This is a genomic window from Streptomyces sp. AgN23 (genome assembly GCF_001598115.1).
GTDB classification, from domain to species: domain Bacteria; phylum Actinomycetota; class Actinomycetes; order Streptomycetales; family Streptomycetaceae; genus Streptomyces; species Streptomyces antimycoticus.
In genome coordinates this window covers 137579-162617 of sequence record NZ_CP007153.1, presented here as the reverse complement: position 1 = coordinate 162617, position 25039 = coordinate 137579, and the positions used below count along the sequence as shown (strand labels likewise).

The following is a 25039-nucleotide window of genomic DNA, read 5'->3' as shown; positions in this document are numbered from 1 at the left end:
ATGAGGCTCGACATCGAGGACGTGACGGTCGAGGCCGCCGGGACCCGGCTGGTGGAGGACGTGCGGCTCGCTGCGGACAGCGGGGCGTTCGTCGGGCTCGTCGGTCCGAACGGCAGCGGCAAGTCGACGTTGCTGCGCTGCGTGTACCGGGCACTGCGCCCGGCCGGGGGAGTCGTACGCCTCGACGGGGACGACCTGCACGCCATGGAACCGCGGGCCGCCGCCCGGCAGTTGGCCGCGCTGCCGCAGGAGACGTCCGCCGAGTTCGACTTCACCGTCGCCGAAGCGGTGGCGATGGGACGCCTGCCGCACCAGGGCCGCACGGCCGCCGAGGACCGCGCCGTCTGCGCGCAGGCCATGGACCGCACCGGCGTCACGCACCTCGCCGACCGCGGGTTCCTCGCCCTGTCCGGCGGCGAGAAACAGCGCGTCCTCATCGCCCGCGCCCTCGCCCAGCAACCCCGCGTCCTCGTCCTCGACGAACCCACCAACCACCTCGACATCGCCCACCAGCTGGACATGCTTTCCCTCGTCCGCGACAGCGGGCTGACCGTGCTCGCCGCCCTGCACGACCTCAACCTGGCCGCCGCGCACTGCGATGTCCTCTACGTCATCGCCGGCGGCCGGATCGCCGCCTCCGGACCACCGCACGACGTACTCCGACCCGCCCTGCTCGCCGAGGTGTTCGGAGTGCGCGCGCATCCGGTGCGGCACCCGGAGACCGGCGCGGTCCAGCTCCTGTTCGACCTGCTTCAGCCCGCCAAGTAAGGACTCCCATGCGTAAGTTGCTCGCCGCCGCCCTCTGCCTCGCAGCCACCGTCACCGCAACCGGCTGCGGCGCGAGTGTCGAGTCGTCCAAGGAGGCGAAGTCCCACGCCGTCACGCTCACCAACTGCGGCAAGAAGGTGACGTACGACAAGGTCCCCCAGCGGGTCGTCACCAACGACGTCGGCATCACCGAGCTGATGTTCGCCCTCGGCCTGGAGAACCGCATGGCCGGGTTCGCCATGCCCGACGACAAGGGCGACCTGACCGACGTGCCCTGGAAGGACGCCTACGACAAGGTCAAGTGGCTCTCCAAGGACCGGCTCACCAAGGAGAACGTCCTGGACGCCCGCGCCGACCTCGTCTTCGCCGGCTGGAGTTACGGCTTCCGCGAAGACAGCGGCTTCACCCCGGAGGCTCTGAAGAAGCTCGGCATCCCGACGTACATCCTCACCGAGTCCTGCCGCAACGGCCGCACCAAGACCTCGCGCGGCATCATGCCGCCCCTGGACGCCCTGTACGCCGACCTCACCAACCTCGGCAAGCTCTTCGGCGTCGAGAAGCGTGCCGCCGCGCTGATCGCCGACTTCAAGAGGCAGGTCGCCACCACCGTGGCGAAGGCGCCCGCCCACCGTCCGAAGGTCTTCCTCTACGACAGCGGCCAGGACCAGCCTTTGTCGTCGGGCCGTTACGGCGCCCCCGACGAGATCATCAGCAAGGCCGGCGGGGACAACGTCATGCACGACGTCGACGACTCCTGGACCACCGTCGGCTGGGAGAGCGTCGTCGAGCGGAACCCGGACGTCATCGTCGTCTGCAACTACAGCGACGTGAGCGCCGAGCAGAAGCGGAAGTTCCTGCTGTCGTACGCCCCGCTGCGGAACGTCTCCGCGGTCAAGCACAAGCGGATCTTCGTCCTCGACTACGTCGACCTGGTGGAAAGCCCCCGCAACCCGTCCGCCATCGTCCGGCTCGGGGGGTATCTGCGGGCGGCGGCCCAGCAGCGGTAAGGACCGTCAGCGGATCGCGCTGCGGCCCACGATCGTGCCCGCCCGGTCGATGCAGATCACGTCGACCGGGCGGGGACCCCGCGCAGGACGGTGAGGGCCTCGTCGCGGGCTGTCATCGCGACCAGGTCGCCGAGCGGGATCCCGGCCGCCGTGCACAACTGCAGTGCGGCCAGACCGGTGTTGGCGTTCGCGACCTCGGCAGCGAGGGTTTCGTCGGCGCCGCCACGGTGGGCGAGTTCGGCGAGGAAGCCCTTGTCGACCTGGGAGCGTGCGGAGTGCAGGTCCAGATGACCGGCGGCCAGCTTGGAGAGCTTGGCGAAGTGAGGCGACCCCGGCGGCACAGGCCACCGCTGGCGAGCCATCGGCGACTGTGCTCGAGCGCGGCGTGATCGTTTCCTACGAGACGGTGCGCCGCTGGTGTCCGAAGTTCGGACAGGCCTATGCCGACGGACTGCGCCGCCGTCGGCCCCGGCCCGGTGACAAGTGGCACCTGGACGAGGTCTTCATCAAGATCAACGGCGAGCTGAAGTACCTGTGGCGGGCTGTGGACGCCGACGGCGCCGTCCTGGACATCCTCGCGCAAAACCGGCGGGACACCACTGCGGCCAGGCGGTTCTCCCGCAAACTGCTCAAGAAGACCTGCTCGGTGCCGCGGACGGTGGTCACCGACAAGCTGCGCTCCTACAGCGCGGCCCACCGCGAGGTCATGCCCTCCGTCGAGCACCGTTCCCACAAGGGGCTGAACAACCGGGCCGAGAACAGCCACCAGCCCACCCGGCAACGCGAACGTGCCATGAAAGGCTCCCGCTCCGTCGGCGGAGCCCAGCAGTTCCTGGCCGCGTTCAGCGGTGTCTCACCCCACTTCCGGCCACGCCGCCACCTGATGACAGCCACCGGATACCGCGCCGAGATGACCATCCGCTTCGGCACCTGGGATCAGGTCACCGGCATCGCCAGCCTGCCTGCCGCGGCCTGAGGATAGAGCCGGAACCTGGCCCACCACACCCGACACCCCATCAGGCACTCACACCCCCAACAACGTGACAGCGCCGTGCGTGTACCTGATCCTCCCCGTTTGACCATGAAAGGCGCCTGGATGACAGAGTGATATTCGAAAGTTGTCTTGACCGTTGAATCTTGCTGGCGGACACTGGACTGCAACGGACTTTGGCGTCGCCTGCAAGGAGGCAGCGTGCGTGCATGAACGATTCGGGGCTGCCCTCGGCTGATCGCTGAGTCGGGACGTGGGTGGCTTCCATGGGGCGAGAGAATTGACATGCCCCGATTTATCTGGTTTGTGTGCGCGCATGCGGGCCGGCATGCTGCGCCTGCCTACGGGTCTAGGGAGCCCTCGTCTCCGCGGCTGCATCAGGCGTTGTAGCAGTCCGTAATGTCTCAGGGCATGTGGTCGGCCAGACGGTCAGAATCTGTCCGGACGCGATGGCGATATCGGCGCAGGAGTCATGCGCACATCAGTGCGGTTCTTGCTAGCTGGGAACGAGGCTCGTCTCCCACACTGAATAAATCGGAAACATCCGGCAGGGCTTCGTTACTGCCGACCCGGAAAAGAAGGGCGTGTCATGAGCTTGCATCGGCTCAACTCCATCACGATCGGTGTACCTGCACTCACGCAGACCAGCGCCTACTACGAGGAGTTCGGACTGGTCAGGGAAGACGACGGCTGGTTTGCCACCAGCGTCGGTGGCCGACAGCTGAAGTTGGTACACGCGCCCACACGGCGTCTGCTGGAACTGTCGATCGGCGCGGATAGTCCCGACGATCTTCAGAGTATCGCATCCAGGTTGACCCGCCTGGGAGTCGAGTCGAACGTTGATGAGCACCGGCTGATAGCGGTCGAGCCGGCGACCAGCGTCCGGGTCGAGGTCGCGGTGACTGCACGTGCGACCCAGCCGGTGACGCCTGCCCCTCTGTACAACGGGCCCGGCCGAGAGGAGCGTGGCACGACCCGGGCGCCAGGCGTACTGCGCGAGGGCCTTGTTCGTCCTCGCAAGCTAGGCCATGTGGTGATCGGCTCCACCGACCAAGTAGCGACCCAGCGGTTCTTCACCGAGGGCATCGGGCTCAAGATCAGCGACGAAATAGTCGGTACCGCTGCCTTCTTGCGGTGCTCCACGGATCACCACAACGTCTTGGTCCAGAGCGCGCCGGTGAACTTCGTCCACCACACCTCATGGGAGGTCGACGATGTCGACGAGGTCGGGCGTGGCGCCATGCAGATGCTGGAAGGCAATCCCGAACGGCACGTCTGGGGTATGGGACGGCATACCGTTGGGTCCAACTTTTTCTGGTACCTCAAAGATCCAGCCGGTAACTTCTGCGAGTACTACTCCGACTTGGACTGCATTGTCGACGACGCTCTGTGGACGCCTAGAGTTTGGGACGGCGGGCTCGAAAAGACCTTGATGAGCTGGGGGCCACCTGTCCCACCTTCGCTCCTGAAGCCGGAAGATCTCGCGGCGCTGATGGTAGGCGCACATAGCGTCCAATGAGCACCGGCATACCGGTATCCGCAGGGGAGCGGGCAGCGGCGCTGTCACGTTGTTGGGGGTGTGAGTGCCTGATGGGGTGTCGGGTGTGGTGGGGCCAGGTTCCGGCTCTATCCTCAGGCCGCGGCAGGCAGGCTGGCGATGCCGGTGACCTGATCCCAGGTGCCGAAGCGGATGGTCATCTCGGCGCGGTATCCGGTGGCTGTCATCAGGTGGCGGCGTGGCCGGAAGTGGGGTGAGACACCGCTGAACGCGGCCAGGAACTGCTGGGCTCCGCCGACGGAGCGGGAGCCTTTCATGGCACGTTCGCGTTGCCGGGTGGGCTGGTGGCTGTTCTCGGCCCGGTTGTTCAGCCCCTTGTGGGAACGGTGCTCGACGGAGGGCATGACCTCGCGGTGGGCCGCGCTGTAGGAGCGCAGCTTGTCGGTGACCACCGTCCGCGGCACCGAGCAGGTCTTCTTGAGCAGTTTGCGGGAGAACCGCCTGGCCGCAGTGGTGTCCCGCCGGTTTTGCGCGAGGATGTCCAGGACGGCGCCGTCGGCGTCCACAGCCCGCCACAGGTACTTCAGCTCGCCGTTGATCTTGATGAAGACCTCGTCCAGGTGCCACTTGTCACCGGGCCGGGGCCGACGGCGGCGCAGTCCGTCGGCATAGGCCTGTCCGAACTTCGGACACCAGCGGCGCACCGTCTCGTAGGAAACGATCACGCCGCGCTCGAGCATCAGCTCCTCGACCTCACGGAATGACAACGGGAAGCGGAAGTACAGCCATACCGCGTGTGCGATCACCTCCACCGGGTACCGGTGCCCCTTGTACGAAGGCGATGCGGACGACACGAGCGAACCCCTCCCCGACACGATCAACTCCAAGATCATCCCAGGCCGGTCAGTTAACGTGACAACGCCCGGCCATCAGCTTCGCGACCGTGTTCACCGACACCCGCCAGCCCCGGCGCACCAGCTTGATTAACACCTTCGGCGAGCCGTAGGCGCCGCCCGAGCTGCGGAAGCTGGTTGCGTCGTTCACGGACGACGGGTCGGTGGGATGGCGGGAGCCGTCATCGGTGGGACCGGCTGGTGTCGGCTGCTCTTTCACGGATCCGTGTGTGCGTCAGAACGCCGTCGTGACGGCGCGCGCGGTTCGGCCAGCGTGGGACGATGCCGTTTCCTGGCCGGTTTCTATCGGCTGGGGTGCCACAATGTGCCGGCTCGGCGCAGCATGTCCTTCCTGATCTTGCCTACGCTCGTCTGCGGCAGGGCGTCCACCAGCACGATCGTGCTGGGCACCTTGAAGTCGGTGAGGCGGGCCCGGCACCAGTCGAGAAGGAGATGCTCGTCGAGCCGGTGCCCCGGCCGGGCCACCGCGTAGACGACGACGGCCTCGTCACGTACCGGGTCCGGGACGCCGATCGCTGCGCACTCCAGCACCGACTGATGATCGTTCACTACCCGCTCGATCTCTCCGGCCGCGATGTTCTCGCCGGACCGTTTGATCATGTCCTTCGTCCGGTCGACGAAGTGGTAGAAGCCGTCGTCGTCCAGGCGGACCACGTCACCGGTGCGCAGCCACCCGCCGCCGAACGTGGCTTCGGTGGCCTCAGGCTGGTTGAGGTAGCCGGCGGCGAGGGTCTGCCCCGGCACACCGCCGATCAGCAGTTCTCCGGGAGTGCCGGGCGGCACAGGGCGTCCGGCCTCGTCGGCCAGGCGCATCTCCACCCCGTGTAGCGCCTGCCCGATGCTGTGCCAGCGGCGCTGCGGCGAGTCAGGGTTGAGCGTGGGTGGCAGGACGGTCTCCGTCATCCCGTACAGCTGGAGGAGCCGGGTGTTGAACTGTCGCTCGAATCTGGCGGCCTGGTCGTCGGTGAGGTTCTGGGCGAACAGCACGGCGCGCAGCCGGTGACGCGGGTCGGTTCTATCCTCGGACCGGGCCAGGATCATCCGGATCGGTGCCGCGAACAGGCTGCCAAGGGTCGCGCCGTGTTCAGCCGCCTGCCGTCCCCATGCGGAGGCAGAGAAGCGGGGAGCCAGCACGATGGACGCCCCGCTCACCAGCGCGGACATGGTGCAGTAGTACTGGGCGTTGGCGTGGAACAGGGGAAGAGTGATCAGCCATCGGTCGGCCGTGGTGATCGACAGGTGTTCGGTCACCGTGCGGCCCACGGCCAGATAGTTGGCGTGGGTGATCAGCACTCCCTTGGGGCGGCTGGTGGTGCCCGAGGTGTACAGGATCGCTGCGACGTCCGTGGGCCCAGGGGGCGACTCGTCCGGAGCGGCACCCGGGTCGATGCCTGCGGTGAGGAGCTTCAGTGAGGCGGGCGCGTCGCCATCAACCGCCAGCACGCTGAGCGCGGACAGGCCGGCTGCGGCCTCGTGGACGACCGAGACCTGGTCGGACGGCACGATGCTCACGACTGGAGCGGCGTCGGCCAGGACGTGACGCAGTTCGTCGACGGTGGACTGCGGGCCTGTCGGAACGAGCGTGGCTCCGAGCAGAGCACTGGCGAACCAGACGTCGTAGAACTCCGGCCGGTTGGCGATCTGCAGGTGCACTCGGTCGCCGCGGCGGACTCCGGCCGCCCTCAGGGCGGCGGCGGTCCGCCGGAGCCGGTCCAGTTGCTCGGCGTAGCTGATCGTCCGGGCGCAGCCCTGTTCGTCCAGGACGACGGCGAATATCGCCCTGGGATCAACGGCCCACCGGCTGACCAGCGTGGCTGTCGTCGGTGTGGCGGAGTCGGGGGCGCAGTTCATCGGGGGCCTCGCTCACTCGGCGTGCTGGACGTGGACTGCGGGTGAGCCATGGTAGGTAGCCAGGCCGGCACCCTCGGGTACGACCTGTTTGTGGCCCACCGGATTGCGCAGGGTGCCGATGCCTGCTGCATCGAGTTCGAGTATGTCGCCGGGCTGGATCCAACGGTCGAGTTCGAGCCCGCATCCGCCGCCGACGGTCCCCACCCCGAAGAACTCACCCGGGTAGACGTCCTCGTCCAGCGAGGCCCAGGCCAGCACCTCGGAGAAGGAGAAGGACCGGTTCGCGGTCGTCCCGGTGGCCCAGACCTCACCGTTCACCCGGGCGCTCATCCGTACAGACCACTCGTCGACCTCATCCATGGTCAGCACGCACGGTCCCATGGCAGTACAGAAGTCCTTGCCTTTGGACGGGCCGATGGACATGCCCATCTCGAACATCTGGATATCCCGCGCGCTGACGTCGTTGAAGATCGTCACGCCTGCGATGCGCCGAGCCGCGTCGGCCGACGTGAGGTTTCGGCCGCCGCCGGAGGTAAAGAAGCCGAGTTCCAGTTCGAAGTCGAGTTGGTCCGTGTAGGACGGCCACAGCAGCGGCTCGTCGGGTCCGATGACCGTCTCGACGTTGCACTTGTAGCAGATGGGCATGGCTGAGAAGGCGGCCGGCACCTCCATACCGGACCCGGCGGCGTGCTCGTTGTAGGTGAGGTAGTCGCGGATGCGCCGGGGCCGTGGCACGGGGGCGAGCAGGCGGACCTCGTCCAGCGGCAGTACACCGTCGAGTCCGTAGTGTCCGGAGAGGGTGTCGCCGCGACGCCGGTATTCGTCGACGAGCTCGATAGCGCGCTCCGCCAGGCCGCGTCCTGTGGCGCCGCTCTCGAAGAAGGCGACCATCTCGCGCGCGATCCGGAGGCCGCGGTCCGCTGCATGCGGACCCTGGCGAAGGGCACGGTCTGTGCGCAGCACCGTGTCGGGATCGATGACGAGGTTGTTGTGCAGTACACCGAAGCGGGTGGCACCCAGAGGATGCCGGAAGGTGACCAGTCGCATTGCGGCTCCTAATTTGGATCACAGTCCACTTTGTCGCTGACCACCCCGCCCGCCCAGGGCTCGGCCGGAGCCGCATCGTGGAAGTGCTGGGCAGACCAGCCGGCATGCCCTGCCCGCACACAGCTGACAGCCCAAGGATCCACCCCGGAAACCCTTGGAGATCATTTCGAAAACCGCGTCGGCGGATCCATGCCTAGCCTGCGCCACCAATTTTCTAGTGTCAAGAAAACTTTGAAAAGCTGCCCCAGTGCGGTTCAGGATGCTAGGATTTTTACTATGGCTAAGCAAGTGGGGTTTGACACTCGGGCAGACGAGCTCTACGAACGACTCAAGGCCGACATCTTCGCGGCACGGCTGAAGCCCGGGCAACGGCTCAAATTCCCCGCGATATGCGCGGAATACGGTACCAGCGTAGGCCCCGCCCGCGAAGCCCTCACCAAGCTCACCGGCGAACGACTGGTCACCCTCCAGGCGCACCAGGGCTACGCCGTCACGTCGCTGTCCGCGGAAGAATTGACCGATCTCACCGCCGCCCGCGTCGAACTCGAGGGACTCACGTTCCGGCAAGCCATGCAGTCCGGAGACGATCATTGGGAATCCGAAGTCGTGGCCACCCACCACCTACTGGCCCGCCGCGAACCCCACGGCCCCGGCCAGACCCGTGACGACACCTGGTACCTCGCGCATGAAGCCTTCCACGCCGCACTGCTCGCCGGATGCGGCAACCGACGGCTCGTCGAAATGGCTCAAGGCCTGCGGGCCGAAGCCGAACTGTACCGGCACTTGGCAGCACCCCTGCTGGTGGAAAACGGCCGCAACCCCGCTGCCGAACACCAAGCCCTCGCCGACGCCGCAATCGACCGCGACCTCGAACGCGGCGTAGAACTGCTGCGCGACCACATCGCCTTCACCACACAAATGCTGCTCAGTAGCATGATGGAGCTCGACGCCTCTGCGAAATGACGCCGACAACAGAGTTGTCGTGAAGTTGTTCATGGACTGAGACCGTGCGACGATTCCGAATCCCTGTCGACGGCGCTGTCACGTTGTTGGGGGTGTGAGTGCCTGATGGGGTGTCGGGTGTGGTGGGGCCAGGTTCCGGCTCTATCCTCAGGCCGCGGCAGGCAGGCTGGCGATGCCGGTGACCTGATCCCAGGTGCCGAAGCGGATGGTCATCTCGGCGCGGTATCCGGTGGCTGTCATCAGGTGGCGGCGTGGCCGGAAGTGGGGTGAGACACCGCTGAACGCGGCCAGGAACTGCTGGGCTCCGCCGACGGAGCGGGAGCCTTTCATGGCACGTTCGCGTTGCCGGGTGGGCTGGTGGCTGTTCTCGGCCCGGTTGTTCAGCCCCTTGTGGGAACGGTGCTCGACGGAGGGCATGACCTCGCGGTGGGCCGCGCTGTAGGAGCGCAGCTTGTCGGTGACCACCGTCCGCGGCACCGAGCAGGTCTTCTTGAGCAGTTTGCGGGAGAACCGCCTGGCCGCAGTGGTGTCCCGCCGGTTTTGCGCGAGGATGTCCAGGACGGCGCCGTCGGCGTCCACAGCCCGCCACAGGTACTTCAGCTCGCCGTTGATCTTGATGAAGACCTCGTCCAGGTGCCACTTGTCACCGGGCCGGGGCCGACGGCGGCGCAGTCCGTCGGCATAGGCCTGTCCGAACTCGGACACCAGCGGCGCACCGTCTCGTAGGAAACGATCACGCCGCGCTCGAGCATCAGCTCCTCGACCTCACGGAATGACAACGGGAAGCGGAAGTACAGCCATACCCAACACCGTTGAGTTTGACCTGGTGGTGACGTGTCAAGGGGGTTGAGCGACGCAACGGAACCCGGTAGATCAACTTTCGACCAAGAGAGTTGATCAAGGAGTTCCGTTGCAGGAGCAGTCTGTCATCACCCGTGAGATCGCGGTAGCCGCGGGCGTGTTCGCGCCGGGACATCTCGGGGAGTTGACGCAGGTGGTGGACTTTGCGCTGGTCGATGCGGTTCTGGAGGAGACCGGGACGGTCCAGAAGCGGGTCAGGCTGCTGCCCTCGCGGGTGGTGGTGTACTTCGTCCTGGCGCTGGCCCTGTTCGAGCGGTGCAGCTATCGGGCGGTGTGGGGCAAGCTCGTCGCGAGCCTGGATGCCCTGGCCCTGGTGCGGCCGTGTACCTCGGCGCTGTGCCGGGCCCGTCGCCGGGTGGGATCCGCACCGTTCCAGCCATTGTTCGAGACACTGGCCGGGCCGGTGGCCGGGCCACACACTCCCGGCGCGTTCTGGCGGGGCCTGCGGACGGTGGCTATCGACGGCACCAGCCTGCACCTTCCCGACAGCGACCCGATCGCCGCCCGGCACAGCAAACGCAAGCGCAAGGGCGAGGACGTGGAGTTCGACTACCCGCTGCTGCGACTGCTCACGCTCATCGAGTGCGGCACCCGGGCGGTGCTCGCCGCGGCCTTCGGCCCGGAGACCACAGGCGAGACCACCTACGTCGAGCAGATGCTCGACCGGTTGACCCGCGGAATGCTCGTGCTGCTGGACACCGGCTTCGACGGTTACCCCCTCTTGCTCCAACTCCGCTCCACCGGGGCGGAGTTCCTGTGCCGGTCCGGCGCCCGTCGCATCCCGCTGATCACCAAGCGGCTGCCTGACGGCTCCTACCTGTCGACCTTCGGCATGGGAAAGCTGCCGGTGCGGATCGTCGAAGCCTGGATCACCGTGACCTACGCCGACGGCACGGTCCGCCGCGAGCAGTGGCGCCTGGCCACCAGCCTCACCGACCACACCCGCTACCCCGCCCACGAACTGGTCACCCTCTACCACGAGAGGTGGCAGGCCGAGACCACCTACTTCTCGATCAAGGCCACGATGCTGGACGGCCGCATCCTGCGCTCGCACCGCCCGCAGGAGGTCGAACAGGAGGTCTACGCCCTGCTGACCGTCTACCAGGCCCTCATACGGATCACCACCGACGCCACCGCCGGCCGACCGGGTCTGGACCCCGACCGGATCAGCTTCACCATCGCACTGGAAACAGCCCGCGACCAGGTCACCACCGCCGCCGGGATCATCCCGCGCGAGGTCACGCTGGTGAGCACGATCGGCCACGCCATCCTGGACAACCTTCTGCCCGCCCGCCGCCGGCAGCGAGCCAAGGCCCGAACCCGAAAGAACCCGACCAGCAAGTACAGCAAGAACTCCCTCCAACACCCCGCCACCGCTCAGCACTACACCCTCGAAACCGAGGTCACGGTGATGGAAGACGGCTTGAAGACCAGGTCAAAGCGCTAAATCAACGGTGTTGCAGCCATACCGCGTGCGCGATCACCTCCACCGGGTACCGGTGCCCCTTGTACGAAGGCGACGCGGACGACACGAGCGAACCCCTCCCCGACACGATCAACTCCAAGATCATCCCAGGCCGGTCAGTTAACGTGACAACGCCGCTCAGACAGTTACGACGATCTTGCCGAGCGGGTGCCTGCGGGCATGGTCGATTGCCGCTTCGACGCCGTCGTCGAGTGAGTATCGGCGGGCGATCGGGGTGGAGAGTCGGCCCGCGGTTGCGGCCTCGGCCACGGCCCGTGCGCCGTTGGTCTCATCGCCCATGTGCATCACGAAGGCCAGTTTCACGTCGTCGCGTTCCAGTTGCCGAGGCTCCGGCGGGGGAAGACGATCGAGATCAGCCGGCCGCCCGGGCGCAGGCTGCGCGCCGCCGCAGGCAGGTCGTCGGCGAAGAGCGCAAGGTTGAGGACGACGTCGACGCCGGTGGGGTAATCGTCGTAGCCGACCGTGTGGTGGGCGCCCAGGCTGCGTAGCAGGTCAGCGGCCTCGGTCGTGCGAGCGGTGGCCGTAATCTCGGCGCCGGCCGTGGCGAGGTTCGGGATCAGTGTCAGACCGACCGCGCCGGTGGCCCCGATGACGAGGACGGACTCGCCGGGGCCATGTCCGCGGTGTCCATGATGGCCAGTGTGGTGCCGCCGGCGATCGGCAGGGACGCGGCCTGCTCTGCGCCGAGGGCGGCCGGGCGGTGGCCCAGTGCAGGCGTGTCCGCCTCGAAGACCGCGTAGTCGGCGAGGGCGCCGGTGCTCAGTGACGGTCGTACAGGATCGGCGGCGGGGCGCAGCTGACGGGGCAGAGCCAGGCCGAAGATCTCGTCCCCCACACGGAAGCGGGTGACGTCCGGCCCGGCTTCGGTGACGGTGCCCGCGAACTCGTTGCCGAGTGTGTAGGGGAACTGCAGGTCGACCAGGTCGCGATAGCCGTCGGTGCCTTCGCCGAGGCGTTGTCACGTTAACTGACCGGCCTGGGATGATCTTGGAGTTGATCGTGTCGGGGAGGGGTTCGCTCGTGTCGTCCGCGTCGCCTTCGTACAAGGGGCACCGGTACCCGGTGGAGGTGATCGCACACGCGGTATGGCTGTACTTCCGCTTCCCGTTGTCATTCCGTGAGGTCGAGGAGCTGATGCTCGAGCGCGGCGTGATCGTTTCCTACGAGACGGTGCGCCGCTGGTGTCCGAAGTTCGGACAGGCCTATGCCGACGGACTGCGCCGCCGTCGGCCCCGGCCCGGTGACAAGTGGCACCTGGACGAGGTCTTCATCAAGATCAACGGCGAGCTGAAGTACCTGTGGCGGGCTGTGGACGCCGACGGCGCCGTCCTGGACATCCTCGCGCAAAACCGGCGGGACACCACTGCGGCCAGGCGGTTCTCCCGCAAACTGCTCAAGAAGACCTGCTCGGTGCCGCGGACGGTGGTCACCGACAAGCTGCGCTCCTACAGCGCGGCCCACCGCGAGGTCATGCCCTCCGTCGAGCACCGTTCCCACAAGGGGCTGAACAACCGGGCCGAGAACAGCCACCAGCCCACCCGGCAACGCGAACGTGCCATGAAAGGCTCCCGCTCCGTCGGCGGAGCCCAGCAGTTCCTGGCCGCGTTCAGCGGTGTCTCACCCCACTTCCGGCCACGCCGCCACCTGATGACAGCCACCGGATACCGCGCCGAGATGACCATCCGCTTCGGCACCTGGGATCAGGTCACCGGCATCGCCAGCCTGCCTGCCGCGGCCTGAGGATAGAGCCGGAACCTGGCCCCACCACACCCGACACCCCATCAGGCACTCACACCCCCAACAACGTGACAGCGCCCTTCGGCGAGCTCTTCGACCACCGAGGTTCTGATCTTGCCGGGGCTACGGTGCCAGCTATCGCGCCCTCGGGCGCTGTCCACGACCACGTCCGTCACGTCAGTGCGGGCGCGATGGGGATAACTCGCCCACTGACGCAGCGGTTAGTCAGAGTGCCAATGCGCTCAATTGTCGTCTCGAGGACCTGGCCGGCTCCGAGGTACACGGCGGGACTCATGCAATGTCCGACTCCAGCGCAGGTACCGGTGGCAATGATGTCTCCCGGTTCGAGAGTGATCCACTCGCTGATGTAGGAGACGATCTGAGCCGGTGTGAAGATCTGATCCGCAGTGCGGCCGTGCTGGCGAACCTCGCCGTCGACTCGGGTTGACAACGCGAGGTCCGGGTTCGGGCCAAGCTCATCGGCGGTGACGATCCACGGGCCAACCGGCGTCGAGGATTCGACGTTCTTGCCCGGGTTCCACTGCGACTCGTGAAGTTGGTAGTCGCGAGCGGAGACGTCGTTGACAACGGTGAATCCGCCGATGGCCTCGGCTGCCTGCTCCACGTTGGCCTCTCGCAAACGTCGTCCGATGACAACGCCCAGCTCGGCCTCCCAGTCGACCATGTCTGAAGTATTCGGGAGGAGGACGTCGTCTGCGGGTCCAATCAACACCGACGGGTATTTCGTGAACACGATCGGACGCTGCGGCTTTGGCAGGTTCGCCTCTGCCATATGGGAGTAGTAGTTGAGCCCGATGCCGAAGAACTTGGACTCGCTCTCGATCGGGGCCAGCAGCTCTGCCGACCCGCGCGGGATCCGTGAGCCGACGGGCAGATCATGTCCTGACGCGATGAGTGACAAAGCGGAGACGAGATTCTCCGTCTCAAGCAAGCGGAGTTGGTCGTCTTCGACAAGTGCCGACCGGACACGGCCCTCGAACTTCACCCTGGTGAGCCTCATGACACCCACACCTCTCTGAAAATCAGGAATCAGATACGCGACCGATCGACTCTTTGCAGATCGGCCATATAACCTAGGATATATACCAGTTGACCGCATGTACGGTGCTACGGCAGCCTTCGCTGATCACTGGAGCTTGACTATTCGGCCAGCTCCACATCGGCAGCGACCGCATAGCGATCAGGCCGGACGAGGATTGCGCCGGCTCCCAGCAGTGAGAGTCACGCCTTGAGGCCAGGGAGGAGGCTGTAATAGTTTTGAATCCCGAGCCGCTGCAGACTCGGGCCGATCGCAACCATCAGATCATTTAGGAAGGAGCCGGATGCGATGACGGCGAACCGGAAGCCCACCATCGTCGGCGCTGAAGATTCCTGGTCCCGCGAAGAGACGCAGGGGCCCGCGTTCTTCGGCCGGTGGCGGCTCCATGTGGGCTGGCGCCTAGGTTCATGGCGTGCCGCACGCCGAGCGCATTTCCCGAGGTGCGGCGGCATCTCATAGGCAGCCTCTCCCGCGATGAACAGTCGGTAGATCCGCCAGCGATCCGCAACCAGGGGCTTGCCACCGGTAAACGTCAGCACTGGCGCTCCGATACTCTTTTGGCCGGCACCGTGGTTCGAGTAGTCCATATGCCCGGTCCAATTGATCGAACTCCGCGGCACAACAGCCTAGACAAATGTATCCAGGCCCGCCGGTAGGCCGGTTATGTAACCAATGGCTCGATATCAGCGATCAGTGATCCGCCAGCAATTACACGAGGGCAGCTCGCCGAATCCGGCCCGGTGGCTTTTGAGGAAGCGGCCGAAGTTCTCGGCCAGGTCAGCGACGGCCCACGCCTCCTGCGCTGTGTCGTCGATGGCGTCCACGATCGGGTCGAAGCTCGAGATCGAGGTGACGCGTCATTGCCCCGTATCACCGACGTTGTGGCCCGCGACGCCAAGTGCTATGACGAGCGGCGCCACTTGGTGCTGGTCCACGAACTCCTCGAGCCGCACGACCCTGCCGTCGCTGCCGGTGATCACCGCAAGCGCGGCCGGAGCCCGGAAGGTGGAGCCGTCGGGCAAAGTCCCGGACAGTACATACCGAGCCCAGGACAGGTCACCGTCTGTCTCCTCGCACCGCGCGTCGTTGAAGCGGAAGTCCGGCGAGACCGACCTGAAGGCGCGAAGAGCCGCGAAGGTGTCGGGAATCGTGGGCACCTCGGACTCGTCGAAGGAGTGCCAGGTCACCGACTCGGGAGCGAAGATGCTCGTGTCCGGATTGAGGGTGTTGAACGCCTCGATCACCCGTTGCGCCGCGGTCATCGCAGGGCCGCCTCAAGGCTGCCGGCCAATGCGTCGAGTTCCGCCGCGGTACGCGCCGTACCGTAGAGGTAGCGGTCCGGTCTGATGACCGCGGCCGCAGCGTCCAGCCCCTCGACCCAGCCGCGGATCTCTTCCGAGAAGCCATCGACGATCTTCACGTTCAAGCCTTCCCATAGCTTCTTGGTCTGCGGCGTCGTCTGTGCCACGACTGCCGGGTCACCGACGAGCGCGAACCGGTAGCCGACCACATCGTCGAGCAGCGTCTCACTGTCCACTCTCGGTTGGGCGGACAGGCGGCCGCCCACCGCGCTCGAGCCGTCCCAGATTCCGGGCCCGATCTGCGGCCGGAGTGGCTCGGCCTTCACTACCGGCACTTCGCCGTCCGAGGCCCGCATCGTCTCGATCGCGTTCGCCATCTGGGCCGAGATCGTTGTGTAGGCCGCCACATGTGGTGCGCGCTCGGCTTCGTAGCTGTCGAGCAGTTCGAACGGCGACTCCTCACGGACCACTCGGCCGAGCTTCCAGGCCAGATTGGCGGCGTCGCGGATCCCGCTACACATCCCCTGGCCGAGATGGGGAGGCATGGTGTGCGCGGCGTCGCCGGCGAGCAGCACCCGACCTGCTCGCCACGGGGTCGCCGTCACCGATCGCCACTCGTAGACGTCACAGCGGAGGATCCGGTAGTCGCCAGGCTGGAACCATGGTCCGAGGCGCTCATATACCTGCTCTACACGCGCGAAGTCGGCGGCTACGTCGTCGGGCCGGAGCATGAGCTCGAAGCGAAGTCGAGGCTCCTGGATGGGCACGAAGGTCAAGGGATTGCGAATGCTTCCCTGGATGAACATGTCGCGGGTCGCGAGGGCTTCATTCGGCACGAAGGGGAGGATGTCGATGATGAGCGACCGGTGTGTTGCGTCGTAGTCGATCTGGCCGCAACCCATGAAGGCCCGGACGTAAGAGTGCGCACCGTCGCAGCCGACGACGAATGATGCCGTGACCTGCTGTGTTGTGTGCGTCGCGACTTCGTGGAGATCGACCACCACCCCTTCTTCTGCCTCGCGCATGCTGGTCACCTCCCAGCCGAAGAAGGTCGAGGTCGTTGCGGCGGAGTACGCCCGTCCGCGGAGGACGGTCTCGAAGTCGGGCTGGTGGAACATGTAGTCTGACTGCCAGCCCTGATCGGTGAGCCCGCGGTTCAGCTCCATCTCCATGATGATTCGCCGGTCGGCGTCGTAGTGACGGTAGGTGCCGACCGGCGAGAAGGTCGGTTCGAGGTGCCCTGCCCCGACCTGATGGAACGTACGCATCGTCTCGTCGTCCAGGTGCGTCGCACGCGAACGTTCCATGGGCAGCCAACTGCGGTCGATCACCGCGACCGTGAGGTTCTCCTGCTCGAGCAGCCGGGCCAAGGTCAGGCCGGTCGGTCCGCAGCCGATCACCGCGACGTCCACGCGGTTGCGGCGCTCTTCGTTCGCCGATGGCGTCATCTCATCCACTCCTTCGCTCACAACTACCGCCCCTCTGATTGCGCCGATCTGGTGCTCCCGTGCCTCTTGGCCGCGGGCAGCCCCAGGTCTCTGAAGCCCTCCAGGGTGAGGTGGGGGTCTCGCAGGCTGACCCCCTTGTGCCCTTCGGGACTCCACTCGCCGGGCACACCGCGGAACCGGGACATCGCTGTCCTCCTTCCTGTACTGAGCACGGATCAGGTGGCGACCTCGACGCGGGCAATCCGTCCGCGGACCTTCTTCTGGGGCAGTGCTTCGGACAGCAGGTCCAGGTCGGGGTCGGTGCTCCGGGACGCCGACAGGTATAGCGAGGAGCCGTCGAGGCAGCAGGCGATGGCGAACTCGCCCGGCGTAGGCACTCGGTCGATGACCCGGGAGCCGTCTACCCGGACGAACTCTTCGCCGGTCGTTGTGGCGACCCAGATCGACCCGTCGGGGGCGGGCCAGATTCCATCTGGTCGATGCCGCTCGCTGAGCAGCTTGGCAAGATCGGCCCATGTGCGGGGGCGTTTCAAGGTTCCATCGGACTCGATGTCGAACGCCGTCAGGCGCATGGCGTGTGTCTCCGCCACGATCAGGGTGTCCTCGAGCACGGCGATGCCGTTGGGGAAGCGGAGGCCTTCGGCCGCGACCCGGGCGGACCCGTCGGGATCGACCACAAGGACGCGTCCGATCGGCGCGCCGCTGTGGGGGGCCTCGCCCATGTCGTCGACGTACAGCCGCCCATCGGGAGCACCGGCCATGTCGCCGAGCGCGGCGCGGGCCAGATCGCTGAGGTCGGCGTGGAGAACCGACTCGCCGTCCTCCAGCACGTCGATTCGCTTGGCATGCCAGCGGGCGATCGCGAGGCGTCCGTCCGGTAGGAACCAGATCCCGTTGGAGGGTTCGGCGAGCGCCGTTCGCGCCACGCCGGCTTCGGAGACCGTCAGGAGCTGAGCAGCTTGGGTGTCCGAACTCCACAGCGCATCGCCCTGGCGGCGCGGGGCCTCTCCCCAGACTGTGTCGTCGCACAGGGTCTCGATCGTCGAGTTCATGAGGCGACTGTCACCGCTGTTCACATGTCACTCCTTCTCGAAGTGGCGCCCTTTGGCGTCCAAAGTGTGCCCCGAACGACTTTTGCATGTCAATGCAACTTTGGAAAGTTGATGCTGTCGTCTTCATGTATCCGCACTGCGCGCTTGGCTCGGAGGTCGTTTGATCGCGCTGCCTTGTCCCGGAATTGGCCGTTTAGTCTGTGGTGTCAGGTCGCGCCAGGAGAGGGGTCTCGCTGGTGAGGCGGCGGGCCATGAGGTCTGCCACAGCAAAGCGGATCGACAGGGTTTCGCAGTCGCGGGCCAGCCGACAGTGGAGCATGAGCCAGCCGGTTGGGTCGGCCGCGCGGCGAGGTGCTCGCCGTGAGGGCGAGTTCTGTTCCGCGCGGCCTCCCGCCGAACCGGACATGACGTTGGGTAGGCCGCCAGCGAGGTGCCTGTGACCAGGTCCTTTTCCGACGGCCCCCCACCGAACCCACCGTGCTAGATTTCCCAGCAGTGGGCTCTCCAGTGCCTTTTCTTCTCATGAGTTCTGCCGCGAGCGACTCGCACCGTAGTGGATGTCCTCGTGGCAGACGCGGCAGACGACCAGGGTCTTCCGACGGCGCGCGGCCATCATCTGGGCCCAGGCGGGCTTGGCGGCCCGCCCCCGGACATTCAGGTCTTTGAGGTGCCGGATGTGGTGCACTTCGACACCGTCATGGGACCCGCACATCTCGCAGGTGTCGGCGAGCAGGCGCTTGACCACTTCGTTGCGCGCGCTGTTCCACACCTGCGTCGGGTGATCGTCGAGGCTGCCGATCCTGATCTTGCGCTTCAGCGAGACTCCGCCCCACTGCGCCACCAACGGCTGTCGTCCTTCGCCGCGTTCGACGGTGACCTGGAGTCCCCGGCGGGGACCCTGGTCGGTCTTCAGCACGGTACTGTAGCGCCGGTAGATCCTGGAGACACGGACGCGGTACTTCCGCGCGAGCGTCTTGACCAGGGAGCGCTGCATCACGTACTTCAGCCGCCCTAAGCGGTGGAGGTTGAAGGCGAGCTGGTAGTAACCGGCGATCCCACGGAACTCGGCCTGGTACTGGGCGACGATGGAGAAGTCGCTGTTGACCGTGCGTTCGGTCCGCCGGATCGGTCGGCCATGGTGCATGTAGAGACGGCACTTGGCGCGGATAACGTCAGCAGGCACTTTCAGCCCGATCTGCGCGTTGATGCTGCGGTGACCGCGCTGGTCGTGCTTGGTGTCGTTGTCCAAGACCACGATCTCGTAGCCGAGGAACCGGGCGGCACTCGTCCGCCCGTGCGTGATCAGGGTCTTCTCCTCGGACAGCTCCAGCTTGAGCTCGTCGTGCAGGAACCGGCCGATGTCGGCCTTGATCTCCTCGGCTTCCCGCTTCGGTCCGGTGAACCCGAGCAGCCAGTCGTCCGCGTAACGGCAGTAGTTCAGCCGACGGTAGCCCGGATCATCAGGATCGCGGGAGGGCATGGTCTTCATCTGCCTGCGCAGAGCCCGACCCGCCTCCAACTCCCCTTGCTGTTCCAGACGGAAGGCGCGCTGCCACAGCCGCATGTATGGACGATACGGCGTGCGCCGGGCTCCCCGGTTGTAAGCGGGCAGCAGGTTCGTCTCGATGTACTTGTCCAGCCGGTCCAGGTAGATGTTGGACAGGATCGGCGAGATCACGCCGCCTTGCGGCGAACCGCTCAACGTCGCGTGATAGCGCCACTGTTCCAGATACCCGGCCCGGAGCAGTCCGCCGGTCAACCGTAAGAAACGGTTGTCGTGGATCTTCTCCGCCAGGATCGACAGCAGGACCTCATGGTCCAGACTGTCGAAACAGGCTTTGATGTCCCCCTCGACGAACCATGTACTGCCCCGCCAGCCGGGATAGATCGATTGCAGGGCGGTGTGACAGCCCCGGCCGGGCCGAAATCCGTGGGAGTGATCGGAGAACTGCGGCTCGTAATACGCCTCAAGCAACAGGCGCATCACCTCTTGCAGCAGCTTGTCCGACCACGTCGGCAGACCCAAACCGCGCCGACTCTTCGTCCTTCCCTTCTTCTCGATGTAGACGCGGCGCGTCGGTGACCAGCGATAACGCTCACTGCGGAGCGCATCGATGATCGCCTGGATCTTCTCCAGGCGCATGCCGTCCACGGTCTCGGCCGTGACGCCGGGCGTCATCGCACCGTCGTTGCGGTAGATCCGCCCGTAGGCGAGCAGGTACAACTCCCGGTTGAACAAGCATCGGTAGAGACGTTCCAGCGGCAGACCTCGCCTGCCGCGTTCACGGATGATCCCCAGAAGGGCTTCGGCGCTCTGCATTTCGCATACCTCGCCATCGTGAAGATCTGTTGACACCTGGGGTCCTTCGCCCGTGTAGACGGCTTTCCCGTCCTCCCTGGTCGGGCGTTACTCCGACGACTACTACGACCCCTCCGTAGCCATAGGGCTCGCGCCCCGTAGGCCATCCCGTATTCCTCTTGCGCTGGACGTATCGAGCGTGACGTAGGCGGCCCGGTCCGTCCCCTTGAGCGAACTCACTGTCCGCCGCCCGCCGGCCGGAAGGGTTGAGACGGCAAAAGTCAGGACCGTCCGATGCCGACGGCTGCGACCTCAGGCGTCGTGTCGCAGGGTGTGCGTCTTCCACCGCTGGTGACTGGGCTTCAAGCAGTGTGGCCTTCGCCGTATCACGCGGGCCTTGCGCGGCAGCGCCTTCGACGCCTTCTCGATGCTCCACGCTTTCCCGCCATGCTGTTGTCCCCTCGCGCTTTCGCGTCCAGGTAAGGCGGGTGGCCCCAAGGTCACCTCCTTCCGAACCTCGGCCCCCTGCGGGGGCGATCCAGCGCCGAGTGAAACGGCGCACAGTTTCCCAGCACACCGCTCTCCGGTGACCTTTTCCGGTTGGGCGAGGTTGCGCGTCCCGTGTGGATGGCTTCGTGGCAGGCTCGGCAGACCACGAGGGTCTTGCGTCGCCGCATCGCCATCAGCTTCACCCAGACGGGGCGCTTTGGCTGTCCCGGCCGGTTGACATCTGCCAGTTTCCGGACGTGGTGGACCTCCACCCGCTGTCCGGAACCACAGATCTCGCAGGTGTCAGCCAGAAGCCGTTTCACAAGCTCAGATCTGTTGATCTGATTCGGTGTCAACGGCTGCCTGTCGTGCACAACCGCTGTGCGTTGGCGTCTGAGCGGAATCCCGCCAAAGCGGGCTACCAGTGGCTCCTTGCCTTCTCCACGCTCGACCCTGACTTCGAAGCACGGTCGCGGCCCGTAATCCGTCTTGACTGATGCCCGATACTTCCGGGCCATACGGTTGACCGTGGACTTGTGCTTGCCTGCCAGCGTCTTGAGCATCGATGTCTCCATCGCCCACCGCAAGCGGTTGAGATGGCCAACATTCTGGGCCAGCAAGTAGTACTGGACGAGACCCCGGTACTCCGCTTGATATGCCGCCACGATAGAAAAGTCACTGTCGTGATGCAGCACACCGCGCTGGACCGGCTTTCCGCCACTCATGTACGGCGCACAGCGTTGCCGAATTACGTCACGTGGCACGTAGAGCCCGATGATGCCGCTCGCAGATCTGCGCGGCCCCGTGAGCTTGGTGTCACATCGCTGGGCCTTCACTTCGTAGCCGAGGAAGCGCGCCGCCTGGTTGGTGGCGTGCGTGATCAAGGTCTTGGAGTCCGAGAGTTCGAGCTTGAGTTCACCTCGCAGGAACCCCTTGACCCGTCCCTTTATCTCCTCTGCTTCGTGCTTTGGCCCCGCGAAACCGAGAAGCCAGTCATCGGCGTACCTGATATACCGCAGGCGTCGATAACCAGGATCGTAAGGGTCGCGGCTTGGCAGACTGCGCTTCATGAGCCGCAACTGCCGGACCGCGGCACGATCGCCGCGTCGCTTGGCCCAGTACATCCGGCCGTCGAGCCGATGGTACTCAGGATGGTTTCGACGCTGTTTTCCTCGGTTGTATTCCGGCAACAACTGTTGCTCAACGAACTGATCGAGTCGGTCAAGGTAGATGTTAGAGAGGATCGGCGAGGCAACTCCACCTTGGGGTGCCCCACTGAGAGTGGCATTCCACTTCCAGTCCTCCAGGTATCCAGCCTTGAGCATGTGATCGATCAGCCGCAGGAAGCGGCCATCGTCGACCTTCTCCCCGAGGGTCCTGAGCAGGACCTCGTGGTCGAGACTGCCGAAGCAGTCCGAGATGTCTCCCTCGATGAACCAGCGCGTCCCGGTCCAGTGCTTCGCCACGGCCTGAAGGGCCGTGTGGCAACCCCGTCCGGGACGGAAACCGTGGGAGTGATCGGAGAACTGGACGTCGTAGTACGCCTCAAGAAGTAGACGCACGACTTCAGCGACCAGTTTGTCCGACCAGGTCGGCAAACCAAGCGGGCGTCTCTTGCGGGTGCCTCCTTTCTTGTCGATGTAGACCCGCTTGACAGGCATCCATCGATACGACTCCGAGCGCAATGCGCCGATGATCGCGTCGATTTTCTCCAGTGACATGCCGTCCACGGTTTCTCCTGACGACCCTGGAGTCATCGCCCCAGCGTTGCGGTAGATTCGGCCATAGGCCATCAGGAAAAGCTGCGGGTTGAACAGCTGTCGGTAGACCCTCTCCAGAGGCAGACGACGCCTGCCTCTTTCCTGGATGATGCCCAGGACTGTTTCGGCGTTCTGCATTACGCATACCTCCCAGTAGCGGACATCGTGATCACCTGTGCCCCTTCGCCCTGCGGTCCGGTTTTCCCGGCCTCCCTGGCAGGTCGTTACTCCTGCGACTACTACGGGCACTCCGTCGCCATAGGGCTCGCGCCCCTTAGGCGATCCCGTGGTACGTCTTCGCTGTACGTATCGAGCACGACGTAGGCCGCCCACTCATCTCCTTGACCGCCCTCACTGGGCGGCGCCCCCCTCCTCGGAGGTTGCCCAGGCCGATTCATGAGGACCGGGCAAGGAGAGGGCATCGGTTTCAGATGCCGTTCCGATGAGTTTCCGGTTGTGCCGCTGGAGATTGGACTTCAGGCAATCCAGCCTTGGCCATATCGCGCGGGTCTTGCAGTTCTCCGCCCTAGGCAACTTCGGACAGCTACCGCTTTCCTGACATGCTGTTGTCCCCTTTGGCTTTCACCGCCAGGTAAGTCAGGTGACCCAGAAACAATCCTCCAAGTTGCTCCCGAGTGAGTCGGGGATACAACGAAGCGCCTCACGGCGCACTGAAGCCCCAAACTGTGCGCCAGGGCGGAAAATCCGCAGGCAGGGCCCGCCATTTGCAGCCAGTATCCACGACGTAGCGGATGGCGTCGACAATCTCTCGGCGGGATGCTTCTCCGGCCGCCCGCCGGCGGAGGTCTCGCAGGCCGGGGTCGGCAACAGCGGTTCGATCAGGGCCCATTCCGCGTTGGTGGTGTCCGAGGGATAGCGGCGATGACGCATGGCGATCCTTGGACAGGGCCGTGGTGGCCGCCCCGCGGGCGGCCACCACGGCTGGTCAGGCACTGGCGATGAGGTCGAGGGTGGATTCGATGGAGTTGAGCTGGGCGACGATGTGCCGTACCCATTTGTCGCCTGGGTGGGCGACGGTGCCGGTAATGAACCGGCGGAACTCGGTCAACTTCTCTGCGACGACTGCCCGTTCGTATGCCTCCAGGGCGGCCCGTTCGGCTCCGAGCTGGTAGCCGTCCGTCCTCGTCCAGATCAGCGGGGGCCAGCCCTTGGAGGCGGCCTCGTCCTTGAGGGCCGCGAGGCCGGACCGCACCTGGCTGGGAGACAGGCCGCTCGCTCTGACGAGCTGGTGGAACAGCAGGCCGGCTGGTCTGGCCTCGAACAGCACGAAGCGGACGGTGTCCGCGTGCCGCCTGGCGGCGTCGCCCCGGCGCCGTGAGGCGCGGGGCATGGCTATTCGCCCTTCAGCATACGGGCGAGCTCGTCGTCCATGTCGACCTTGCCGGTGTCGACCGCGGTCTCGATCCAGTCGAGAGTGGCTTCTCTGAACTTGGGGGCCGGTTCGTCCCAAATCCTCTGATCTGCGGCTCTCTGAAACCAAATCGGTGATGCCGAGGAATCACGGCGAAATGTTCCGGAGCGAGAGCCACTCCGCCTGCCGCCTCAGTACTGTGACTTCGCATGACCGACACCGAGATCGAGATCACCGCAGACCTGGTCCGCGACCTGTTGCAGGAGCAACATCCAGATCTTGCAGGGCTGGCCATCCGCGAGGTGGCGGGCGGCTGGGGCAACCAAATGTGGCGCCTCGGGGATGAGCTGGCCGTGCGCATGCAGCGCATGGACCCCACCCCGGAGCTCCAGCTCAAGGAGCGGCGGTGGCTGCCCGTGCTGGCTCCGCGCCTGCCGCTCCCGGTGCCGACTCCGGTGCGGTTCGGCGAACCGTCCGAGCGTTTCCCCAAGCACTGGACCGTGATGACGTGGGTTCCCGGCGAGCCGCTGGACCACGGCTCGATCAGCCGCGGCGACCACGCTGCCGACACGCTGGCGGGTTTCCTCCAGGCGCTCCATGTGGAGGCGCCCGCCGAGGCGCCGATCGCTACGGACCGCGGTGCCCATCCCAGGAACTGCACGGACGGCTTCGAGAACTTCTTCCAGGCCGTTGCCCCCGACGACACCGCTACCGACGTCCGGGCCGTCTGGGAGGACGCCGTTGCGGCCCACGCGTGGGAGGGCCCGCCGGTGTGGGTGCATGGCGACCTCCATCCCGCGAACCTCGTGGTCTCGGACGGAACGCTCTCGGGCATCGTCGATTTCGGTGACATGTTCGCCGGCGATCCCGCGTGGGACCTCGCCGCCGCATGGGTGCTGCTACCCACAGGCACGGCCTCACAGTTCTTCGACACGTACGCGCACGCAGACGAGGCGGCGATCCGGCGCGCCCGCGGGCTGGCCGCGATGAAGAGCCTCTTCCTGATGCTCATGGGGCAGAACGGGGATCGGGGCCTTCCCGGCGGCAAACCGAGCTGGGGACCTGCAGGCCGCGCGGCACTTGATCGTGTTCTGAAGGGCGTTTGACGCACGCTTCTTTGAACTTGTTCTCGATC

21 protein-coding genes and 7 pseudogenes are annotated in these 25039 nt (G+C 65.8%); 8 read left to right on the top strand and 20 right to left on the bottom strand.

What is annotated here, in order from left to right:
• Nucleotides 1–768 carry an ABC transporter ATP-binding protein gene (locus tag AS97_RS00790; RefSeq protein WP_125759860.1) on the top strand — a complete coding sequence of 256 codons (768 nt, stop codon included), beginning with the start codon at nt 1–3 and terminating at the stop codon, nt 766–768.
• Nucleotides 769–776: 8 nt separating this feature from the next.
• Nucleotides 777–1775 carry an ABC transporter substrate-binding protein gene (locus tag AS97_RS00785; RefSeq protein ID WP_210564148.1) on the top strand — a complete coding sequence of 333 codons (999 nt, stop codon included), beginning with the start codon at nt 777–779 and terminating at the stop codon, nt 1773–1775.
• Nucleotides 1776–1781: 6 nt separating this feature from the next.
• Here AS97_RS00785 and AS97_RS00780 read toward each other — a convergent pair.
• A pseudogene (locus tag AS97_RS00780) lies at nt 1782–2095 on the bottom strand (cobalt-precorrin-5B (C(1))-methyltransferase); the annotation flags it as partial.
• 50 nt (nt 2096–2145) lie between these two features.
• Between AS97_RS00780 and AS97_RS00775 the strand changes: the two are divergent.
• Nucleotides 2146–2751: pseudogene (locus AS97_RS00775) on the top strand (IS6 family transposase); the annotation flags it as partial.
• A gap of 604 nt (nt 2752–3355) precedes the next feature.
• A complete protein-coding gene (locus AS97_RS00770; RefSeq protein ID WP_125762172.1) occupies nt 3356–4285 on the top strand; it encodes a VOC family protein in 930 nt (309 codons plus the stop codon).
• 113 nt (nt 4286–4398) lie between these two features.
• On the opposite strand, the gene AS97_RS00765 is transcribed toward AS97_RS00770, so the two are convergent.
• The 4 genes from AS97_RS00765 to AS97_RS00750 form a co-directional block, all read right to left on the bottom strand.
• A complete protein-coding gene (locus AS97_RS00765; protein WP_247204181.1) occupies nt 4399–5157 on the bottom strand; it encodes an IS6 family transposase in 759 nt (252 codons plus the stop codon).
• A 10-nt stretch (nt 5158–5167) separates the two neighbouring features.
• Nucleotides 5168–5377, bottom strand: a complete 210-nt coding sequence (locus AS97_RS00760) for a transposase (RefSeq protein WP_125761882.1) — start codon at nt 5375–5377, stop codon at nt 5168–5170.
• 83 nt (nt 5378–5460) lie between these two features.
• A complete protein-coding gene (locus AS97_RS00755) occupies nt 5461–7029 on the bottom strand; it encodes an AMP-binding protein (RefSeq protein ID WP_125761884.1) in 1569 nt (522 codons plus the stop codon).
• A 12-nt stretch (nt 7030–7041) separates the two neighbouring features.
• On the bottom strand, nt 7042–8076 hold the full coding sequence (locus AS97_RS00750; protein ID WP_125761886.1) for a fumarylacetoacetate hydrolase family protein: 1035 nt from the start codon (nt 8074–8076) through the stop codon (nt 7042–7044).
• 276 nt (nt 8077–8352) lie between these two features.
• On the opposite strand from AS97_RS00750, the gene AS97_RS00745 reads away from it, so the two are divergent.
• Nucleotides 8353–9039 (top strand): FCD domain-containing protein, encoded by a 687-nt coding sequence (locus tag AS97_RS00745; RefSeq protein ID WP_125761888.1) that lies wholly within the window; start codon nt 8353–8355, stop codon nt 9037–9039.
• Between the two features lie 147 nt (nt 9040–9186).
• Here AS97_RS00745 and AS97_RS00740 read toward each other — a convergent pair.
• Nucleotides 9187–9836, bottom strand: a pseudogene (locus AS97_RS00740) (IS6 family transposase).
• 113 nt (nt 9837–9949) lie between these two features.
• Here AS97_RS00740 and AS97_RS00735 point away from each other — a divergent pair.
• A complete protein-coding gene (locus tag AS97_RS00735) occupies nt 9950–11347 on the top strand; it encodes an IS4 family transposase (RefSeq protein WP_210564147.1) in 1398 nt (465 codons plus the stop codon).
• Between the two features lie 156 nt (nt 11348–11503).
• Here the strand turns inward: AS97_RS00735 and AS97_RS00730 are convergent, their stop codons facing one another.
• Nucleotides 11504–11689, bottom strand: a complete 186-nt coding sequence (locus AS97_RS00730; RefSeq protein WP_125762060.1) for a hypothetical protein — start codon at nt 11687–11689, stop codon at nt 11504–11506.
• Nucleotides 11690–11948: 259 nt separating this feature from the next.
• Nucleotides 11949–12221: a hypothetical protein gene (locus AS97_RS00725; protein ID WP_247204182.1), complete on the bottom strand. Its 273-nt coding sequence runs from the start codon at nt 12219–12221 to the stop codon at nt 11949–11951.
• 146 nt (nt 12222–12367) lie between these two features.
• On the opposite strand from AS97_RS00725, the gene AS97_RS00720 reads away from it, so the two are divergent.
• The gene (locus tag AS97_RS00720; protein ID WP_247204181.1) at nt 12368–13126 is read left to right on the top strand and encodes an IS6 family transposase; all 759 of its coding nucleotides are present in this window, start codon (nt 12368–12370) and stop codon (nt 13124–13126) included.
• Nucleotides 13127–13295: 169 nt separating this feature from the next.
• Here AS97_RS00720 and AS97_RS00715 read toward each other — a convergent pair whose 3' ends face one another.
• The 12 genes and pseudogenes from AS97_RS00715 to AS97_RS46630 form a co-directional block, all read right to left on the bottom strand.
• A complete protein-coding gene (locus AS97_RS00715) occupies nt 13296–14144 on the bottom strand; it encodes a fumarylacetoacetate hydrolase family protein (protein ID WP_185930357.1) in 849 nt (282 codons plus the stop codon).
• Between the two features lie 221 nt (nt 14145–14365).
• Entirely contained in the window at nt 14366–14770 is a 405-nt protein-coding gene (locus AS97_RS00710) for a hypothetical protein (protein WP_125761710.1), read from the bottom strand.
• Nucleotides 14771–14866: 96 nt separating this feature from the next.
• Nucleotides 14867–15007, bottom strand: a complete 141-nt coding sequence (locus AS97_RS00705; RefSeq protein WP_185930359.1) for a hypothetical protein — start codon at nt 15005–15007, stop codon at nt 14867–14869.
• A 33-nt stretch (nt 15008–15040) separates the two neighbouring features.
• Nucleotides 15041–15445 (bottom strand): hypothetical protein, encoded by a 405-nt coding sequence (locus tag AS97_RS00700; protein ID WP_125761712.1) that lies wholly within the window; start codon nt 15443–15445, stop codon nt 15041–15043.
• Nucleotides 15442–16932, bottom strand: coding sequence for a bifunctional 3-(3-hydroxy-phenyl)propionate/3-hydroxycinnamic acid hydroxylase (locus AS97_RS00695; RefSeq protein WP_125761714.1), 1491 nt, complete (start codon nt 16930–16932; stop codon nt 15442–15444). Before AS97_RS00695 ends, AS97_RS00700 begins: the two co-directional genes overlap by 4 nt.
• Nucleotides 16933–17147: 215 nt before the next feature.
• The gene (locus AS97_RS00690) at nt 17148–18008 is read right to left on the bottom strand and encodes an SMP-30/gluconolactonase/LRE family protein (RefSeq protein WP_210564145.1); all 861 of its coding nucleotides are present in this window, start codon (nt 18006–18008) and stop codon (nt 17148–17150) included.
• Nucleotides 18009–18107: 99 nt separating this feature from the next.
• Nucleotides 18108–18312, bottom strand: a pseudogene (locus AS97_RS48845) (hypothetical protein); the annotation flags it as partial.
• Nucleotides 18313–18504: 192 nt separating this feature from the next.
• Entirely contained in the window at nt 18505–20304 is a 1800-nt protein-coding gene (locus AS97_RS00685; RefSeq protein WP_125762086.1) for a reverse transcriptase/maturase family protein, read from the bottom strand.
• A 593-nt stretch (nt 20305–20897) separates the two neighbouring features.
• Nucleotides 20898–22670 (bottom strand): annotated as a pseudogene (locus AS97_RS00680) (reverse transcriptase domain-containing protein); the annotation flags it as partial.
• Nucleotides 22671–23205: 535 nt separating this feature from the next.
• Nucleotides 23206–23423, bottom strand: a pseudogene (locus AS97_RS00675) (transposase); the annotation flags it as partial.
• A gap of 55 nt (nt 23424–23478) precedes the next feature.
• Entirely contained in the window at nt 23479–23883 is a 405-nt protein-coding gene (locus AS97_RS00670; protein ID WP_210564143.1) for a RacP protein, read from the bottom strand.
• A 2-nt stretch (nt 23884–23885) separates the two neighbouring features.
• Nucleotides 23886–23984: pseudogene (locus AS97_RS46630) on the bottom strand (DUF6192 family protein); the annotation flags it as partial.
• A 129-nt stretch (nt 23985–24113) separates the two neighbouring features.
• Between AS97_RS46630 and AS97_RS00665 the strand changes: the two are divergent.
• Complete coding sequence (locus AS97_RS00665; RefSeq protein ID WP_210564142.1) at nt 24114–25010, top strand: aminoglycoside phosphotransferase family protein; 897 nt, start codon at nt 24114–24116, stop codon at nt 25008–25010.
• Nucleotides 25011–25039: the final 29 nt, after the last annotated feature.

Excerpts from the sequence above, each read along its gene's own strand:
- AS97_RS00790 (WP_125759860.1), top strand. The coding sequence starts at position 1 with ATGAGGCTCGACATCGAGGACGTGACGGTCGAGGCCGCCGGGACCCGG.
- AS97_RS00785 (WP_210564148.1), top strand. The coding sequence starts at position 777 with ATGCGTAAGTTGCTCGCCGCCGCCCTCTGCCTCGCAGCCACCGTCACC.
- AS97_RS00770 (WP_125762172.1), top strand. The coding sequence starts at position 3,356 with ATGAGCTTGCATCGGCTCAACTCCATCACGATCGGTGTACCTGCACTC.
- AS97_RS00765 (WP_247204181.1), bottom strand. The coding sequence starts at position 5,157 with ATGATCTTGGAGTTGATCGTGTCGGGGAGGGGTTCGCTCGTGTCGTCC.
- AS97_RS00755 (WP_125761884.1), bottom strand. The coding sequence starts at position 7,029 with ATGAACTGCGCCCCCGACTCCGCCACACCGACGACAGCCACGCTGGTC.
- AS97_RS00750 (WP_125761886.1), bottom strand. The coding sequence starts at position 8,076 with ATGCGACTGGTCACCTTCCGGCATCCTCTGGGTGCCACCCGCTTCGGT.
- AS97_RS00745 (WP_125761888.1), top strand. The coding sequence starts at position 8,353 with ATGGCTAAGCAAGTGGGGTTTGACACTCGGGCAGACGAGCTCTACGAA.
- AS97_RS00720 (WP_247204181.1), top strand. The coding sequence starts at position 12,368 with ATGATCTTGGAGTTGATCGTGTCGGGGAGGGGTTCGCTCGTGTCGTCC.
- AS97_RS00715 (WP_185930357.1), bottom strand. The coding sequence starts at position 14,144 with ATGAGGCTCACCAGGGTGAAGTTCGAGGGCCGTGTCCGGTCGGCACTT.
- AS97_RS00710 (WP_125761710.1), bottom strand. The coding sequence starts at position 14,770 with ATGGACTACTCGAACCACGGTGCCGGCCAAAAGAGTATCGGAGCGCCA.
- AS97_RS00700 (WP_125761712.1), bottom strand. The coding sequence starts at position 15,445 with ATGACCGCGGCGCAACGGGTGATCGAGGCGTTCAACACCCTCAATCCG.
- AS97_RS00695 (WP_125761714.1), bottom strand. The coding sequence starts at position 16,932 with ATGACGCCATCGGCGAACGAAGAGCGCCGCAACCGCGTGGACGTCGCG.
- AS97_RS00685 (WP_125762086.1), bottom strand. The coding sequence starts at position 20,304 with ATGCAGAGCGCCGAAGCCCTTCTGGGGATCATCCGTGAACGCGGCAGG.
- AS97_RS00670 (WP_210564143.1), bottom strand. The coding sequence starts at position 23,883 with ATGCCCCGCGCCTCACGGCGCCGGGGCGACGCCGCCAGGCGGCACGCG.
- AS97_RS00665 (WP_210564142.1), top strand. The coding sequence starts at position 24,114 with ATGACCGACACCGAGATCGAGATCACCGCAGACCTGGTCCGCGACCTG.